Source organism: Bacillus sp. FSL R5-0397 (genome assembly GCF_038593395.1).
GTDB lineage: Bacteria > Bacillota > Bacilli > Bacillales > Bacillaceae > Bacillus > Bacillus altitudinis.
Map to the genome: position 1 here is coordinate 2579881 of NZ_CP151992.1, position 16051 is coordinate 2595931.

15 protein-coding genes are annotated in these 16051 nt (G+C 40.0%); 11 read left to right on the plus strand and 4 right to left on the minus strand.

Going from position 1 to position 16051, the window contains the following annotated elements:
- The first annotated feature begins 257 nt into the window (after positions 1–257).
- The 8 genes from NSQ70_RS13175 (at position 258) to NSQ70_RS13210 (ending at position 8777) form a co-directional block, all read left to right on the plus strand.
- Positions 258–1061: an NAD kinase gene (locus NSQ70_RS13175; RefSeq protein WP_008343132.1), complete on the plus strand. Its 804-nt coding sequence runs from the start codon at positions 258–260 to the stop codon at positions 1059–1061.
- Between the two features lie 264 nt (positions 1062–1325).
- Entirely contained in the window at positions 1326–2768 is a 1443-nt protein-coding gene (locus NSQ70_RS13180) for a DEAD/DEAH box helicase (protein ID WP_342502204.1), read from the plus strand.
- Positions 2769–2957: 189 nt separating this feature from the next.
- On the plus strand, positions 2958–4013 hold the full coding sequence (locus tag NSQ70_RS13185; protein ID WP_024718675.1) for a fatty acid desaturase: 1056 nt from the start codon (positions 2958–2960) through the stop codon (positions 4011–4013).
- A 114-nt stretch (positions 4014–4127) separates the two neighbouring features.
- Entirely contained in the window at positions 4128–5264 is a 1137-nt protein-coding gene (locus NSQ70_RS13190; protein ID WP_039168897.1) for a sensor histidine kinase, read from the plus strand.
- Positions 5261–5860, plus strand: coding sequence for a response regulator transcription factor (locus tag NSQ70_RS13195; protein ID WP_007501749.1), 600 nt, complete (start codon positions 5261–5263; stop codon positions 5858–5860). The genes NSQ70_RS13190 and NSQ70_RS13195 overlap by 4 nt, the downstream gene beginning before the upstream one ends.
- 190 nt (positions 5861–6050) lie before the next feature.
- A complete protein-coding gene (locus tag NSQ70_RS13200) occupies positions 6051–6974 on the plus strand; it encodes an iron-hydroxamate ABC transporter substrate-binding protein (protein ID WP_058337291.1) in 924 nt (307 codons plus the stop codon).
- A 109-nt stretch (positions 6975–7083) separates the two neighbouring features.
- A complete protein-coding gene (locus NSQ70_RS13205) occupies positions 7084–7773 on the plus strand; it encodes a response regulator transcription factor (protein WP_047945292.1) in 690 nt (229 codons plus the stop codon).
- Entirely contained in the window at positions 7773–8777 is a 1005-nt protein-coding gene (locus tag NSQ70_RS13210) for a sensor histidine kinase (protein WP_342502205.1), read from the plus strand. The genes NSQ70_RS13205 and NSQ70_RS13210 overlap by 1 nt, the downstream gene beginning before the upstream one ends.
- 74 nt (positions 8778–8851) lie before the next feature.
- On the opposite strand, the gene NSQ70_RS13215 is transcribed toward NSQ70_RS13210, so the two are convergent.
- Both NSQ70_RS13215 and NSQ70_RS13220 read right to left on the minus strand, forming a co-directional pair.
- Positions 8852–10096, minus strand: coding sequence for an FtsW/RodA/SpoVE family cell cycle protein (locus NSQ70_RS13215; RefSeq protein WP_268431039.1), 1245 nt, complete (start codon positions 10094–10096; stop codon positions 8852–8854).
- Complete coding sequence (locus NSQ70_RS13220) at positions 10087–10431, minus strand: PadR family transcriptional regulator (protein ID WP_045034159.1); 345 nt, start codon at positions 10429–10431, stop codon at positions 10087–10089. Before NSQ70_RS13220 ends, NSQ70_RS13215 begins: the two co-directional genes overlap by 10 nt.
- 298 nt (positions 10432–10729) lie before the next feature.
- Here NSQ70_RS13220 and NSQ70_RS13225 point away from each other — a divergent pair, with 298 nt between their 5' ends.
- The gene (locus tag NSQ70_RS13225; RefSeq protein ID WP_007501759.1) at positions 10730–11491 is read left to right on the plus strand and encodes an ABC transporter ATP-binding protein; all 762 of its coding nucleotides are present in this window, start codon (positions 10730–10732) and stop codon (positions 11489–11491) included.
- On the plus strand, positions 11481–13418 hold the full coding sequence (locus NSQ70_RS13230; protein WP_342502206.1) for an ABC transporter permease: 1938 nt from the start codon (positions 11481–11483) through the stop codon (positions 13416–13418). Before NSQ70_RS13225 ends, NSQ70_RS13230 begins: the two co-directional genes overlap by 11 nt.
- A gap of 40 nt (positions 13419–13458) precedes the next feature.
- Here the strand turns inward: NSQ70_RS13230 and NSQ70_RS13235 are convergent, their stop codons facing one another.
- Together NSQ70_RS13235 and NSQ70_RS13240 are read right to left on the minus strand one after the other, a co-directional pair.
- The gene (locus NSQ70_RS13235; protein WP_342502207.1) at positions 13459–14808 is read right to left on the minus strand and encodes an amidohydrolase family protein; all 1350 of its coding nucleotides are present in this window, start codon (positions 14806–14808) and stop codon (positions 13459–13461) included.
- Between the two features lie 105 nt (positions 14809–14913).
- Positions 14914–15501 carry an NAD(P)H-dependent oxidoreductase gene (locus NSQ70_RS13240; RefSeq protein WP_017358293.1) on the minus strand — a complete coding sequence of 196 codons (588 nt, stop codon included), beginning with the start codon at positions 15499–15501 and terminating at the stop codon, positions 14914–14916.
- Positions 15502–15619: 118 nt separating this feature from the next.
- On the opposite strand from NSQ70_RS13240, the gene NSQ70_RS13245 reads away from it, so the two are divergent.
- Positions 15620–16051, plus strand: a complete 432-nt coding sequence (locus NSQ70_RS13245; RefSeq protein ID WP_144667388.1) for a MarR family transcriptional regulator — start codon at positions 15620–15622, stop codon at positions 16049–16051.

Genomic DNA, 16051 nt, shown 5'->3' on the forward strand with positions numbered 1-16051 from the left:
CTAATAGCTCAGACCATCTTCACAACGAAACGCCCAGACCTCTCTTTCTGCCAAAATGAGCTATTAAATTATGCTCAAAGTCAGCGTTGTCTAATCACTTACAATGACTCATTTCTTAAATGGAAGCCTCTATCGATGAAGCGTCTTTCTAATATTTTTACTTTCATATGAAAAAAGTGTAAAATGTGAGCAAGGGTTTTCTATGTAAGCCCTTTACTACTCGAAATCTATTTTTGACAACAAAGGGGAGAACGTCAATGACAGACAATCGTCGCAATGTATTTTTCTTTTACAAAAAAGATCATGAATTGGATGGACACATTTCTTCTCTGGAGAAGCTCGCTACCGATCAAGGCTTTCACGTCGTAAAGCGTGCAGAAGATGCCCATATCATTGCTTCAATTGGTGGAGATGGTACATTTCTTCAAGCGGTTCGCAAAACGAACTTCCGGGATGACTGCTTGTATGTAGGGGTATCAAAAACAGAGAATTCGCACCTATACTGCGATTTTTCGTTAGAACATTTTGATAAAATGATTGATGCCATGAACACTGAACAGATTGAAGTGAGAAAATATCCGATCATCGATGTAAGCGTTGACAGTACAAACCAGTTCCATTGCTTAAACGAACTGTCGATCCGCTCTAGCATCATTAAAACATTTGTCATCGATGTGTATATAGATGATTTCCATTTTGAAACCTTTAGAGGCGACGGGATGATTATTTCCACTCCAACCGGTTCAACGGCCTACAATAAATCTGTCAACGGCGCCGTGGTGGATCCGATGCTTCCGTGTATGCAAGTAACCGAGCTGGCATCGCTGAATAACAACTCATACCGTACACTTGGAGCTCCTTTCATTTTAAGCAGTGACCGCAAGCTGACACTAAAGGTTGTTCAGGACGGTAACGACCATCCGATTATCGGTCTTGATAACGAAGCGCTAGGTACAAAACATGTCAAACAAATTGATATTGGCCTTTCTGGTAAAGTGATCAAAACGGTCAAATTAAAAGATAACTCCTATTGGGAAAAAGTAAAACGCAGATTCCTTTAATCAAAAAGCTCCTTTAAGGGGCTTTTGTTTTCTTTTCAGCGTGATAGAAAACCTTTGAAGTCTAGGAAGAGTGAGCACCGGAACGGAGCGAATTTGACATTCGTGAGTACCGGAGCGCAAATCTGACACCGAATGCGAGGGTTTGTCTACACGCTGAAAGCTCCTTTACGGGGCTTTTTTCATGCCTTTTCATTCAAGGTCATGGTGTCTTTGAAAAGATATGGTATGATGTCACAAGTATACATGTACGAAAAGGAGAACACGATGCCATTACAACATTTTGATCAATATCCATTAAGCGATGAATTGAAACAAGCGCTAGAAGCGCTTCATTTCAATACACCTACACCCGTCCAGCACGAGACATTATCCGTTGCTTTTTCAAAGCAGGACCTCATTGTCAAATCTCAGACAGGCAGTGGCAAAACAGCAGCCTACGGTCTGCCAATTTGTGAAATGGTGGATTGGGCTGAGAATAAACCTCAAGCCCTCATCCTCGTCCCAACAAGAGAACTTGCCATGCAGGTCAAACAGGATCTGACCAGCCTCGGACGATTTAAACGAATCAAAGCGGCCGCCATTTATGGAAAAGCTCCATTTCAAGCACAAAAAATAGAGCTTGCACAAAAGAACCACATTGTGTGCGGAACGCCAGGACGAATATTGGATCACCTTGAAAAAGGGACACTTTCTTTAGACAATCTGTCATTTTTCGTGTTAGATGAAGCAGACGAAATGCTGAACATGGGATTTATTGATCAAGTCTCTTCTATTATTCAGCATCTGCCGCCAAAGCGGATGTCGATGTTATTTTCAGCGACGATGTCTGATGAAATGAAGGATTTGAGTGAGCAGTTTTTACAATCGCCAAAAGTGATAGAGGTTGCTGGGGAGGAAACGACGAAGCAGCATATCACCCACACCTTGATTGAAACCGAGGAAGAAGGCAAGTTTTCATTACTTCAACGAACGATTGTCATTGAAAATCCAGATAGCTGTATCATTTTTTGCAATACGCAGGAGCGAGTGAATGAGCTGACGATGAAGCTGGATGAGTGGGATGTTCCTTGTGATAAGATTCATGGCGGGATGAGGCAGGAAGACCGCTTTGCTGTCATGGATGAATTCAAAAACGGGGAATTCCGTTATTTGATCGCAACCGATATAGCAGCCCGAGGAATTGATGTCAGTGATATGACACATGTCATTCATTACGACCTACCTTATGAAAAAGAACGCTATATTCATCGGACCGGAAGAACTGGCAGAGCGGGTAAAAGCGGGAAAACGATTGCGTTTATGACAAGGCACGGACAGCAGCTCATTGAAGAATTAAAGCAGGAAGCTGGCATTCATTTTCAGACTCAGCCTTATCCTACAAAAGAAGACGCAGAACAGCATGTAGAAAGCTTTGAAGAAAAGATTGAAACGCCGATTCAAAAGGAAAATAAACAAGCTGGCGTTGAAAAGGATATTATGAAGCTTTATTTTAACGGCGGGAAGAAAAAGAAGCTGCGGGCTGTTGATTTCGTTGGGACCATTGCCAAAATAGAAGGCGTTGCCTTTGATGACATTGGGATTATTACCATTCAAGATACGAAAACATACGTCGATATTTTAAACGGCAAAGGCCCTCTTGTGCTAAATGCCATGCGCCACACAACGATTAAAGGCAAGCAGTTAAAAGTACATGAAGCACGTGCATAAAAAGTGAAGGCTAAGCGCCTTTACTTTTTTTATTTAAAATAAAATAAGCTTACAACCCTTGAACCATCAGCCTTCCCCGCATCCAACATGACAAATGTCATATTGAATACATGATGGGTGCTACTATGAGCATGACACCTTTCCTTCTATACTTTGAAGTAGAAAGAAACGGAAAGGACTTGAACGTTCATGACGACTTCAACAAACACACAGCAGCAAGCCACTTTAAGAAAACAAGTTGGCCAATTCTCTGGTGCTAATTCGAAAAAAAGTATCATTCAACTCTTTAATACATTCATTCCATTTTTGGGGCTTTGGTTTCTTGCCTATTATAGCCTGAACATCTCCTACCTTTTAACCCTCTTCTTTGCGGTGATTGCAGCTGGTTTTTTAGTACGTGTCTTTATTATTTTTCACGACTGCTGCCATCAATCCTTTTTTAAACAGAAGCCGCTGAATCACCTGTTCGGTTTTGTAACGGGCGTGCTCACCCTTTTCCCTTATCTTCAATGGCAAAGAGATCATTCAATTCACCATGCCACAAGCAGTAATCTAGACAAACGAGGTACTGGCGACATTTGGCTCCTGACAGTCAAAGAATATCAAGAAGCATCAGCTTGGACGAAGTTTCGCTACAGATTTTACCGTAATCCTTTTGTGATGTTTATTTTAGGACCGATCTTTGTTTTTCTCTTAAAAAACCGTTTCAACGTCAAAAATGCTCGTAAAAAAGAGCGCTGGAACACGTATTTCACAAACGTGAGCATCATTGCACTAGCAGCTGCAACGTGTCTTCTTTTTGGCTGGCAGGAGTTCCTGCTTGTCCAAGGTCCAATCTTCCTGATCTCAGGATCAATCGGCGTATGGCTGTTTTATGTGCAGCATACATTTGAAGATTCTTACTTTGAAGCAGATGAACATTGGAATTATGTGCAGGCAGCTGTAGAAGGCAGTTCTTTTTACAAATTGCCAAAGCTGCTTCAATGGTTAACAGGCAATATCGGCTATCACCATGTTCATCATTTAAGTCCGAGGGTACCGAATTATCACTTGGAGCATGCACATGATCATAGTGAGCCGCTTCAAAATGTTCCAACCATCACTTTAAAAACAAGTATCGAATCAATGAAATTTAGACTTTGGGATGAAGAAACGAAAGCATTCGTTACCTTTAAAGAAGCACGGCAATCTAAGAAGATGCCCGCACCTGTCATTAAAGGAGACATTCTGAAGAAGAATGCATAATTGGCGCAAGCTCTTTCTTACTCTAGAAGGAGCTTGTTGCCATTTACAGGATGCAACCGTAAGTTGAATTTGATAAAGTAAGGAAAGAACGAAAACGGAAAAGGTGGCACACGGATGAAAAAACAGTTTAAAATTCAAAAATTGCATGGGATTTCCCCCTATATATGGGCCATTTTTTTCATCCTGCCCTTCTATTTTATTTTAAAGACGCCTACGACTTTAGGTATTGTCATTGGCATTATTTTGAACGTGGTTTTTTTCGGAGTGTATCGTTTTGCCTTTGTCGCAAAAGGCTGGTCTTTATATGTCTTCGGTCTTTTATTGATTGCGATTTCTACAGGCTATGTGATGCTCTACAGCTACATTTATTTTGCTTTTTGTATCGCCTATTTCAATGGGCACATTAAAAGAAAAGTCCCTTTTTATATCTTATACTATATTCATCTAGGGAGCGCCGCCGTAGCAGTGAACTTTAGCTTGATTTTAAAAAAGGGATGGTTTCTCACACAAATTCCTTTTGTTGTGATCACACTTATTAGTGCCATTTTGCTCCCTCTCAGCATTCGAAGCCGAAAAGAACGTGAACGCCTTGAAGAGAAATTAGAATATGCCAATGAACGGATCGCCGATCTTGTCAAACTTGAAGAAAGACAGCGCATTGCTCGTGATCTGCATGATACACTTGGACAAAAACTCTCTCTTATCGGTTTAAAAAGTGACCTTGCCCGTAAACTCGTGTATAAAGACCCTGAACAGGCACGCGCCGAACTAAAAAGCGTCCAACAGACAGCTAGAACGTCTCTAAATGAAGTGCGAAAAATTGTTTCTTCCATGAAAGGCATTCGGATCAAAGATGAGATATTGAACATCAAGCAAATCCTTGAAGCCGCCGATATTGACATGATTTATGATGAAAAGGAAGCGCCGAAACACATCTCTCTTCTGAACGAAAACATTGTGAGCATGTGCATCAAAGAAGCCGTAACGAATGTCGTCAAACATAGCGATGCCACTGTCTGTCAAATCACCATTCATCAAAAGTCAAAGGAAGTTGTCATTACAGTTGAGGATAACGGCACATTTAAAGGCGGTGATCCATCCTCTCAAACAAAGGGACATGGCCTTTTAGGGATTAGAGAAAGATTGGAATTTGCAAATGGACGCCTGCACATTGAAACAAAAGACGGGACGAAGCTGATCATGAGTATTCCAAATGATTCAGCAGCGAAAGATAAGGAGGAAATAAAATGATTAACATCTTTATCGCAGAGGATCAGCAAATGCTGCTTGGTGCTCTTGGGTCGCTTCTCGATTTAGAAGACGATATGACGGTTGTTGGAAAAGGGACAAACGGCCAGGACGCCATTGATTTTGCTCAAAAACATCCGGTCGATATTTGTTTAATGGATATTGAAATGCCCGGGAAATCTGGGCTCGACGCCGCTGAAGAACTCAAAAAATCTGATGTGAAGATCATCATCTTAACAACCTTTGCCCGTTCTGGCTATTTTCAAAGAGCACTGAAAGCTGGCGTTAGCGGCTACATGCTGAAAGACAGCCCAAGCGAGGATTTGGCAAGTGCCATCCGCAGCGTGATGAAAGGGAAAAAGGTGTACGCCCCTGAATTAATGGAAGACTTGTATAGCGACGAAAATCCTTTAACTGAACGAGAAAAGTCGGTTCTAGAACTCGTCGCAGACGGAAAAAACACAAAAGAAATCGCAAAGGAACTCAGCATTAAAAGCGGCACTGTCCGAAACTACATATCCGTTATTTTAGATAAACTAGAAGTCAAAAACCGAATTGAAGCCATCACTCGTTCCAAAGAAAAAGGCTGGTTTAAATAAGAAAAAAGATCAGGTCATACACTGCCTTGATCTTTTTTTCTTTTTATTAGAATTCCTCTATCCACTGCTAAAATATCATTGACAACAAACCTCACTTCTATGGTATGATATCTGAGTGATAATAATTATCATTATCACTCATACAACCAAATACACGGCTGATGTGCCGATTTCAAAGGAGTTTACATTCATGAAGAAAATATTGTTCCCTCTGATGCTCATCTTCGTACTTGCGTTGAGCGCATGTGGCAATAGCAGCAACTCTTCCTCAAATAAAGGAAAAAATCAATCAACGTCATCAGACACGATTACATATCAATCTGAAAATGGACCTGTGAAGCTGCCAGCAAATCCAAAACGTGTTGTTGTTCTCGCCTCTTATACAGGAAATGTCTTGTCACTTGGTGTGAACCTTGTGGGCGTTGACTCTTGGTCAAAAAAGAATCCACGTTTCAAAAAGAAATTAAAAAATGTGGAAGAAGTATCCGATGAAAATGTAGAAAAAATCATGAAGCTAAAGCCTGATGTCATCATCGGTTTAAGCGGTGCAAAAAATGTAGAAAAACTGAAAAAAATCGCCCCTACCGTTTTATTCACGTATAACAAAGTCGATTACCTTCAGCAGCATATTGAAATTGGAAAAGTCTTAAACAAAGAAAAAGAAGCAAAAGCATGGGTCAAGGATTTCAAACAGCGTGCAGCTGAAGCTGGCAAAGAAATCAAAGCAAAAATCGGTGAAGATGCAACCGTATCTGTCTTTGAAAGCGGCACAAAAGATCTTTACGTCTTTGGAGATGCGTGGGGACGCGGAACAGAAATCCTCTACCAAGCAATGAAACTAAAAATGCCGGAAAAAGTAAAAGAAAAAGCATTAAAAGCTGGCTATTATGCGGTATCACAAGAGGTCATCCCTGAATTTGCCGGAGACTATATGATCATTAGCAAAAACAGCGAGATGGACAATTCCTATCAAAACAGTGAAATCTATAAGTCCATTCCTGCTGTGAAAAAACATCGTGTGTATGAAGCAAATGCGGAAGAGTTTTACTTTAATGACCCACTCACACTTGAATATCAATTATCATTCTTTAAAAAGCACTTTTTAGGTAAATAAACCGAAGCAAGGGATCTCTTCCCTTGCTTTTTTGCTGTCTGCTTCTAGCGGGAGTGCCTGTTTTCCGCTACAATGATGTACAAGTAATTCAAAAAGTGTGGTGCTCGTTTTGTTTAAAATTTTGCTGATTGAGGATGATACAACCCTCTTCCAAGAAATCAAAGAACGTTTAGTCAACTGGTCTTATGATGTGTATGGGATCAACAATTTTCAACAGGTCATGCAGGAGTTCACTTCCATCCAGCCTGATTTAGTCATTATTGATATTCAGCTGCCAAAGTACGATGGCTTTCATTGGTGCCGGATGATTCGGCATCATTCTAATGTGCCCATCATCTTTCTTTCCTCTCGTGATCATCCTGCTGATATGGTCATGTCGATGCAGCTTGGAGCTGATGATTTTGTACAAAAGCCCTTTCACTTTGACGTTCTCATCGCCAAAGTAAGTGCTGTTCTTCGCCGAGTCCATGATTATAATGCGGAACCAGCCAACTTAAAAGTTTGGTGCGGCGCTACCCTTGATCTCGAAAATAATACAGTGACAAATGAAAACGGTGAGGTTGAATTAACAAAAAATGAGTTTTTTATTCTCAAAGAATTGATTCAACATAAAAACCATATCGTCAAAAGGGAATCTCTCATCCAAGCTTTATGGGACGATGAACGATTCGTGAGTGACAATACACTCACTGTAAACGTCAACCGCCTTAGAAAAAAACTAGACGAAATCTCCCTTGGCGCCTTCATTGAAACAAAGGTGGGTCAAGGTTATCTTGCAAAGGAAAAGGATGATCAATGATGCTGCAAGCATTTCTAAAAGAACGACGAAGCTGGATCTTGTTCTTTCTTAGTTTGCAGCTTCTCATTCTCTTTGTTGCATATTTGGATACAACGATTCCACTCGCTTCTCTTTTTTATATCGTGCTTTTGTCTACATTACTCTTCATTGTTTTTCTTTTTTTTCGTTACCGGAAAGAAACTGCTTATTACATGCAACTGAAAGAATGGGATGAAAACATAGACCATCAAATACGTCTCAAACCCTCTTCCCCCTTTGAACAAATTGTACAGGAGGCAACGTCAGAGCAAATTGACCGATACCGCCAGATGACGGCTAAGCAAAAGACTGCGCTGGAAGAAGAAAAAGATGAACTGCTCTCATGGATACACGAGGTGAAAACGCCGCTCACGGCGATGCACTTAATGATTGACCGCATAACAGAACAGCCGCTCAAATCAAATATGACATATGAATGGCTTAGAATACATTTACTCCTTGATGCACAGCTACATCAAAGCAGGGTCCAACATATTGAAAATGATTTATTTATTGAAAAACTGGATCTCCAAAACATGCTAACGAAAGAAATCAAAGCGCTCCAATCGTGGTGTATGCAAAAAGGAATTGGCTTTGACCTTTTATTAGAAGAGCGAGATGTATTAAGTGATACAAAATGGTTATCCTTTATGATCAGACAAGTGCTGACAAACGCCGTCAAGTACAGCCAATCATCTGACATTATCATCGAAAGCAAACAAATGAACGAACAAGTGGTGCTCACCATCACAGATCAAGGCAGAGGAATTGACCCAAGAGACGTGTCCCGTATTTTTGAAAAAGGCTTTACCTCCACAAGACATCACAATGACACGGCCTCCACAGGCATGGGGCTCTATTTAACAAAAAAGGGAGCTGATGCTCTTCATATCACGATCGAGGTCAACTCCACATTAGATCAAGGGACAACTTTCACCTTTATCTTTCCGAAAAAGAATGATTTTGTTCATATTGCGAGCATGTGAACATGCAGTTCAAGAAACCCAATTTCTTCATCCAACGATGCATTGAAGAGATTGGGTTATTTTATACAGCCATATCACGCTACTTCACGGCACATTTCTCCTAGCTGTTTCCTTCTATAAATACTCATTAGCAGCCCGACTGACATCATTTCTAGAAGAATATGAGATCCCCCATAGCTCATAAAAGGCATGGAAACTCCTGATATAGGCAATAATCCAAAGTTTGTGAAAATACTTAAGATAAATTTTGCTGCAAATGTGGTTGCCAAACCAATCATTAACATCTTGCCATAAGCAGATTGAACTCGTTTCGCTGTATGAACTACTCTATAAATCAAAGTCACAAACAAAATAAAAACGGCCAATCCTGCGAACCATCCGAATGAATAAATGATATACGTCAACATCCAATCAGTGTGAACATCATACAATGCGTACGGGTTTATCTGAAAACCATTTGAGCTAAATTCATGAAGTGAGTATTGGTAAAAGTGGGACATACCAGCTTGATAAAGAGAAAATAATTGAACAATGAGATAGACAATACCTGCTGCTGTAAACGGAATAAGCTGTCTCATTCTTGCATGAGATACATACATCATCGTTATGCATATGACCATAAAGGTGATGGTTGCAGAAAGAGATCCGACTATATGTAATAAAATAATAGGTAAAGTGACAATCGCTAATCCTAACCAAGACTTGAAACCATTCTTCCAGTTCCAAGATTGGTAAATGCCCGCTAACGAAATAATCATCAGAAATGGAAAAATTTCAGTCAGATTGATCGATCCATTATTTAAGCTTAAAAAAAGAATACCGTTCACTCTTGTTCCAATCATCATTGTAAGAATCAGCATTCCAATCGTTCCTATGTATAAATGCCATGAATAGGGTAAAAAGCGCCGATAATCAAAAGCAAACAGCCCAAGCATCAACGCAAGACCAAATACATAGTAAATGAGACTTTTATAAAAGATATTCGTGTCTTGAAAATGAAGTAAATGAGAATGAAACTGAAAATAATACATCACAAACAGCCCAAATGAACAAGTAGCTAATACAAGAAGTATCGTTTTAAAGTCCACTTGAGTTTTGTGTGTTTCATGGAGCTGCATTCCGAGTATGGCTGCATCTCCAATTTGATTGAGCGCTTGATCTATCGCCTCTTCTTCTGACATGCCCGCACTGACCGCTTCCTCTTTCAGTGTGTATAAATGATCACGAAGCTCAAGCTTTATACTTGCATGTACGTCTTTATTTTTGATTCGTTTACACACATTTTTGATATATTGTTCAAATTTTTTCTCTAGTCCCATACGACTTTCTCCCCATTCAAAACGCCATCTACTGCATCTTTGAAGACATTCCATTCTTCCTTCTTTTCTTTCATAAACGCTTTGCCCTGTTCATTAATCTTGTAATACTTTCTTTTTCGATTGCCATTCCCTTCGCCCCAGTAAGACACAATGAATCCTTTCCCCTCCAAAGTGTGCAAAATAGGATATATCGTCCCCTCTTTAAAGCTAAAAATTCCTTCGGATTTCGACTCCAATTGCTTAATCATTTCATATCCATACATTGGTTTTTCACTTAACAAGCTTAAAATAAGGGTAGCAGTACTCCCCTTTAGAAGCTCTTTACTCACTTTCATCCATCGTCACCTCTAATACATAGATTTACTATGCATATATTTGATATGCATATCTTACATGAAATCACATACTCTGTAAAGGTTCATCAGAAAAAAACAAGAAATTTGATACATCATAGCGAAAAACAGATAAAATAATTGAATATCCATCTGAATTCTACATAAGGCTTTGACATATAAAACAAGCATGTGACAACAATGTCACATGCACGTCTGTTTTGTTCGCCAAATCGCAGGAAGTCTGATCGGCTTCTTTTTATACTAGAGATATCAATTAAATAAAAAAGGGGTTCGACAGATGAACATTTTAGAAGCTCGTAAATTATATAAAAGCTATGGAAATAAATTCAATAAACAAGAGGTGCTGAAAGGCATTGATTTGACGATAGAAGCTGGAGAATTTGTCAGCATCATGGGGCCATCAGGCTCGGGGAAAACGACCCTTTTGAACGTATTGTCATCGATTGATCATGTGTCCAGCGGATCGATTCGGATCGCAGATGCAGAAATGACGCAAATGAAAGATCAGCAGCTCGCTGAATTTAGAAAGAAACAGCTTGGCTTTGTTTTTCAGGATTATAACTTACTTGATACACTCACGGTTAAAGAGAACATCCTCTTGCCATTATCCATCTCCAAAACGCCTAAAAAAGAAGCTTTTGAACGCTTTCAACAGCTTGCAGAAGATATGGGGATTTATGAACTAAGAGACAAATATCCAAATGAACTATCTGGTGGACAAAAGCAACGGACATCTGCGGTACGTGCCTTTATTCATGAACCAAGCCTTATTTTTGCTGATGAACCAACCGGAGCACTTGATTCCAAATCTGCGTCTGACTTACTGAACAAGCTGCAAGAATTCAATCACAAGCGCAAAGCAACCATTGTCATGGTGACGCATGACCCTGTTGCAGCCAGTTATTCAAGACGAGTGATTTTTATCAAAGATGGACAGATCTATACACAATTGAATAAAGGCGCACTAGAGAGAAAGATGTTTTTCGAGGATATTATGAAAACGCAAGGTGTTTTAGGCGGTGTGAAGCATGAACATTAAACAGCTCGTCTTCCGCAATCTGAAGAAAAACTTAAAAAATTACTATTTATACGTGTTTGCACTTGTATTTAGTGTGGCGCTCTACTTTTCTTTTGTCACCTTGCAGTATTCACCAGCACTTGATGATGTGAAAGGGTCTATTAAAGGCGGTGCATCCATTAAAGCCGCTTCTATTCTGCTGATCGCCATCGTCGGCATCTTCCTTTTATATGCAAATAGCATTTTCATCAAACGTAGAGGAAAAGAAATCGGTCTCTTGCAGCTCATTGGAATGACGAAACAAAAAATTTCCAAGCTGCTCCATGCAGAAAATTTTATCCTCTATATGATTTCGATGGCTATTGGAATATTGGCCGGATTTATCGGTTCAAAGCTGATGCTGATGGTTCTATTTAAAGTGACAGGTGTTCATGCAATTGCCAATCTTCATTTTTCTGGCACGGCTCTTTTGCAAACAATCATCGTGTTTCTCTTGATTTATGTTGTCATCATGCTAAGAAATAGACGTTTTATTCAAAAGCAAACGATCTTAGCTTTGTTTAGAACAACCTCTTCTACAGAGCAGCGTATAAAAAAAATCTCTGCCTTTGAAATCATCATCGGGGTTCTAGGCATTGCCTTTATCAGCTCAGGCTATTACATTTCTTCTCAACTTTTTAGTGGCTCATACACATCGATGTTTTCGTTATCTTTAGCCATGATCTATATTTTAGCTTCTGTCATTATTGGTACTTTCCTGTTCTATAAAGGCTCTGTTTCATTCATTGCCAATATCGTACGAAAAAGAAAAAATGGCTACCTTGCCATTCATGAAGTCTTGTCTTTATCGTCGATCATGTTCCGTTTAAAATCAAATGCATTGCTGTTAACGATTATTACTACCGTATCTGCACTTGCCATCGGTTTGTTATCACTCAGCTATATTTCCTACTACTCAGCAGAAAAAACAGCTGAACAGCAAATTCCAGCCCATTTTGTCATGGGATCAGAGAAAGATGCTGGCACATTCACTCGTGCACTTTCTGATCAGCATATTGCCTATGAGAAAAAGCAGTTCGAGGTCATTCAAGCCGATTTTGATGCAAATCAAATCATCGATACGAAGTTAAGCAGTGTGAATAAAGCTCCAGGAGTCTTAACACTACCTGTGATCAGCGAGAAAAACGTACCAAATATTCATGTGGAGAACAACGAAGTCATGTTAAGTGGCTACAATGATTTATTGAAAAAATTCATGCCGATTAAAAGCTCTGGTGATGTGAAACTTTTAATAAAAAAACCAATTGATTTAAAAGTAATTGATATGAAAAAGGATCATTTAATCTCTTACCTGTTTACTTCTGGCGGCCTGCCTGTTGCTGTCGTCAGTCAAAACGTCTTTGAGCAGCTCGATCAAAACAAAGACCCTAAACTGCAGCTTGAGAATAACCAATATATTGCGATCAATATAAAAGATGAGGGAAAAGTTGAACAAGCCAATGACGTCTTTATGTCTGCGAAATTGAGTGATGAAAGCATGTCTAGATTTGCTACCACTCAGCAGCAAAAACAAACCATCGGACTGATGATGTTTGTAGTTGGATTTTTAGGCCTCAGCTTCCTTGTGACATCAGGCTGTATTTTATACTTCAAACAGATGAATGAGAGCGAAGAGGAACAAAGCTCATACACGATTCTGCGTAAGCTTGGTTTTACGGAGACAGATCTCTTAAAAGGCATTCGGCTCAAACAGCTTTTCAACTTTGGCATTCCGCTTCTCGTCGGGCTCTTGCACAGCTACTTTGCTGTACAATCTGGCTGGTTTTTATTTGGCAGCGAACTGTGGACACCTATGCTGATTGTCATGGCGATTTATACCGTTTTATACTCCGTCTTCGGATTCCTATCTGTCCAATATTATAAAAAAGTCATTAAAGAATCGTTGTAAAGTATTCCCCATAGGCAGTGGCCTATGGGGATATTGCACGTCATGTTGTTGATTCAAACTGATGCGATAAAATATGATCTCTTGCCGCATAAGCTTTTTGTTTGATCTCTTCTACGTTCACTCCAACTAGCTTCCCATTTTGTTTCACTGCTTTTCCAGCCACATAGACAGAATCAACATTTGAAGGGTGTGCCGTTTGCACAACTGCCCCAGCTGGATCTGTCATCGGAAGAAGATTCATGCTTGTCCGATCGATCAAGATAAAATCAGCTTCTTTTCCAGGTGTGAGTGAGCCGATTTTGTCATCAAGCTTCAAGGCACGAGCCCCGTTTATAGTGGCTGCTTCAAGCATTTGCTGTGCAGACAATCCAAGTTCAGGTCCTGGCATCGTCCCTTCCATCAATAAAGATTGATTTTGAATCGCCCGCTCCGCCTGTAGTCCGAATTTCATTTGGGTAAATAAATCTCCGCCTGTCGCTGTCACCACATCTACACCAAGCGTTGGCAGAACGCCATTTTCAATGGCGAGCCCTGTGACAGGATATCCGTGTCCCATCATCATTTCAATCTCAGGTGTAATTGAGATAGAGCTTCCGCTGTCAGCTAACATCTTCATTTGATCTGCATCAATTGCATTGATATGCACCATATTCAAATCAGGCCCGAGCAGCCCTGCTTGATGAAGCCGCTCAATCGATCGATCCGCCGCTCCCCAATTTCCAAAGCCAATGTGCATACTGCATAATGCATCTAGTGATCTCGCTGTTTCAATTTCAAAGACGGTCGTCTCCCATGAAGAAAATTCAGGTCCACGAATGGCAAGTCCCATCGTCAACAGCTGATCCGATGATTGAAAATGTTTTTGTTTCACGCGGGCTGCGTCTTCCATATTCGTGAGCGTACTCTCTCTGCCCCAATACGCTGCATCTCCAGAGGTACCAAAACCAAAGACCGCTCGAATACCCGCATCTTTTAAACCTCCAATGAGTTCTTCTGTATGATCCATAGAATTGATCATCGTCCAGTCGAAAAACGTGGTCACTCCTGCATCTAATGCCTCTAATGCGCCTAAATAATTAGCAATTCGATCATCTGATGGACGTTTCATCGCCCCATAGTTGCCATAATAAATTTTGCTCAAATACGTTTGCAAAGACCAATCTGTTCCGATTCCCCGTATGACAGACTGCCACACATGACGATGGGTATCCACAAGCCCTGGCATGATGACCATGTCAGACGCATCAACAACATCAGCACCGCTTACTTCAATCGAAGGTCCGACTTCTAAAATATGTGCCCCTTCAATTAATAGATCTCCCTTCTCCAGAAAACCTAAAGATGGATCAAGTGTGATAAGAGCCGCATCTTTAAACAATGTTTTCTTCATCCATATCCCCCTTTTCAAATAAAGAGAATGAGTCACTCACTCTCTCTGTCATTTTAAGACATAACAGGTTCAAATTAGAAGAAAAGTGACTCAAGGAATGTGGTTTTATGAGCTGATATTCCGAAAATAGTTGTAAATCCGTTTTAATTTCACGTCATGCTTCCCTTTCGGACTTTCCATCATGCCAAATTCAAAGAACTTCACCGGTTTAATCCCGACATATTGTAAAAGAGCTCGTTTCATTAACACCTTGTGGGCATTCTGTAAAAAGAAGAAAGGATAGTGGGTCGGTCCTTGCATTGTCGATACACATACAGCCCTCTTTCCTTTTAACAAGCCTTCTGGAAGCAGCCCGCCTGTTTGACGGTAAGCAAAATTCGCTGCAAACATGCGATCAATAAAACCAAGTAGCATGGCTGGCGGCCGCCCCCACCAAATCGGATAAACAAACACGATGTTGTCTGCCCATTTGATTTTCTCTTGATATTCTTGAATCTCAGGGTCCTTATGCATATCACGTCTTTTTTTCTCTTCATTAAAAATAAGTACAGGATCAAATTTGTCTTGGTATAAATCTATGATTCTCACTTCTTGAACGTTTGGATTTTCTTCACTGCCCTTTAGGATTTCTTTAAAAAAAGCACCATTTAAACTATTGTGATGGGGGTGAGTATAAATAATGAGTACATTCATGGCTTATCTCCTTTAGTTATCATTTGATAACAAAAAGCATACACCCCTCTTTTTTAGTTGTCAAATGATAATTGTTTTTTGATAATAAATTTGGTATGGTACGTAGGAGGTGAAAATGATGAAAAACCCCCATTTTTTCAAAGAGTTTGTCACATTTGCTTCTACTTTTTCTGAGCTGAAACACGCCATGATGAGCAAGGTCAAACCATCTGATCTAACCACTCTACAATATTTGATTCTGGAGCAGTTAGCCGTCAGTGAGCCGCTAACACCTAGTGAAATCGCCGATTGTCAGCACATGTCTCTTCCGAATGTCAGCAGAGAATTGAAAAAGCTTCACGAAAAACAATTCATTGATAGACAAGAAGATAAAGATGACAAGCGAAAACATGTCATTATGCTGTCTAAAAAAGGCCGTGCGTGTATGGACAAAGCATTTCAACAAATTGAATCCATGCTCATGGACAGCCTTTCTTCCTCTGACCAAAATCAAATGGATGATATCGTACAAGCTCTCCGTCTATTAAATCAAACCATCTTCAAAAAATGA

Coding starts and splice junctions, on each gene's coding strand:
- NSQ70_RS13175 (WP_008343132.1), top strand. CDS start 258: ATGACAGACAATCGTCGCAATGTATTTTTCTTTTACAAAAAAGATCAT.
- NSQ70_RS13180 (WP_342502204.1), top strand. CDS start 1,326: ATGCCATTACAACATTTTGATCAATATCCATTAAGCGATGAATTGAAA.
- NSQ70_RS13185 (WP_024718675.1), top strand. CDS start 2,958: ATGACGACTTCAACAAACACACAGCAGCAAGCCACTTTAAGAAAACAA.
- NSQ70_RS13190 (WP_039168897.1), top strand. CDS start 4,128: ATGAAAAAACAGTTTAAAATTCAAAAATTGCATGGGATTTCCCCCTAT.
- NSQ70_RS13195 (WP_007501749.1), top strand. CDS start 5,261: ATGATTAACATCTTTATCGCAGAGGATCAGCAAATGCTGCTTGGTGCT.
- NSQ70_RS13200 (WP_058337291.1), top strand. CDS start 6,051: ATGAAGAAAATATTGTTCCCTCTGATGCTCATCTTCGTACTTGCGTTG.
- NSQ70_RS13210 (WP_342502205.1), top strand. CDS start 7,773: ATGCTGCAAGCATTTCTAAAAGAACGACGAAGCTGGATCTTGTTCTTT.
- NSQ70_RS13215 (WP_268431039.1), bottom strand. CDS start 10,096: ATGGGACTAGAGAAAAAATTTGAACAATATATCAAAAATGTGTGTAAA.
- NSQ70_RS13220 (WP_045034159.1), bottom strand. CDS start 10,431: ATGAAAGTGAGTAAAGAGCTTCTAAAGGGGAGTACTGCTACCCTTATT.
- NSQ70_RS13225 (WP_007501759.1), top strand. CDS start 10,730: ATGAACATTTTAGAAGCTCGTAAATTATATAAAAGCTATGGAAATAAA.
- NSQ70_RS13230 (WP_342502206.1), top strand. CDS start 11,481: ATGAACATTAAACAGCTCGTCTTCCGCAATCTGAAGAAAAACTTAAAA.
- NSQ70_RS13235 (WP_342502207.1), bottom strand. CDS start 14,808: ATGAAGAAAACATTGTTTAAAGATGCGGCTCTTATCACACTTGATCCA.
- NSQ70_RS13240 (WP_017358293.1), bottom strand. CDS start 15,501: ATGAATGTACTCATTATTTATACTCACCCCCATCACAATAGTTTAAAT.
- NSQ70_RS13245 (WP_144667388.1), top strand. CDS start 15,620: ATGAAAAACCCCCATTTTTTCAAAGAGTTTGTCACATTTGCTTCTACT.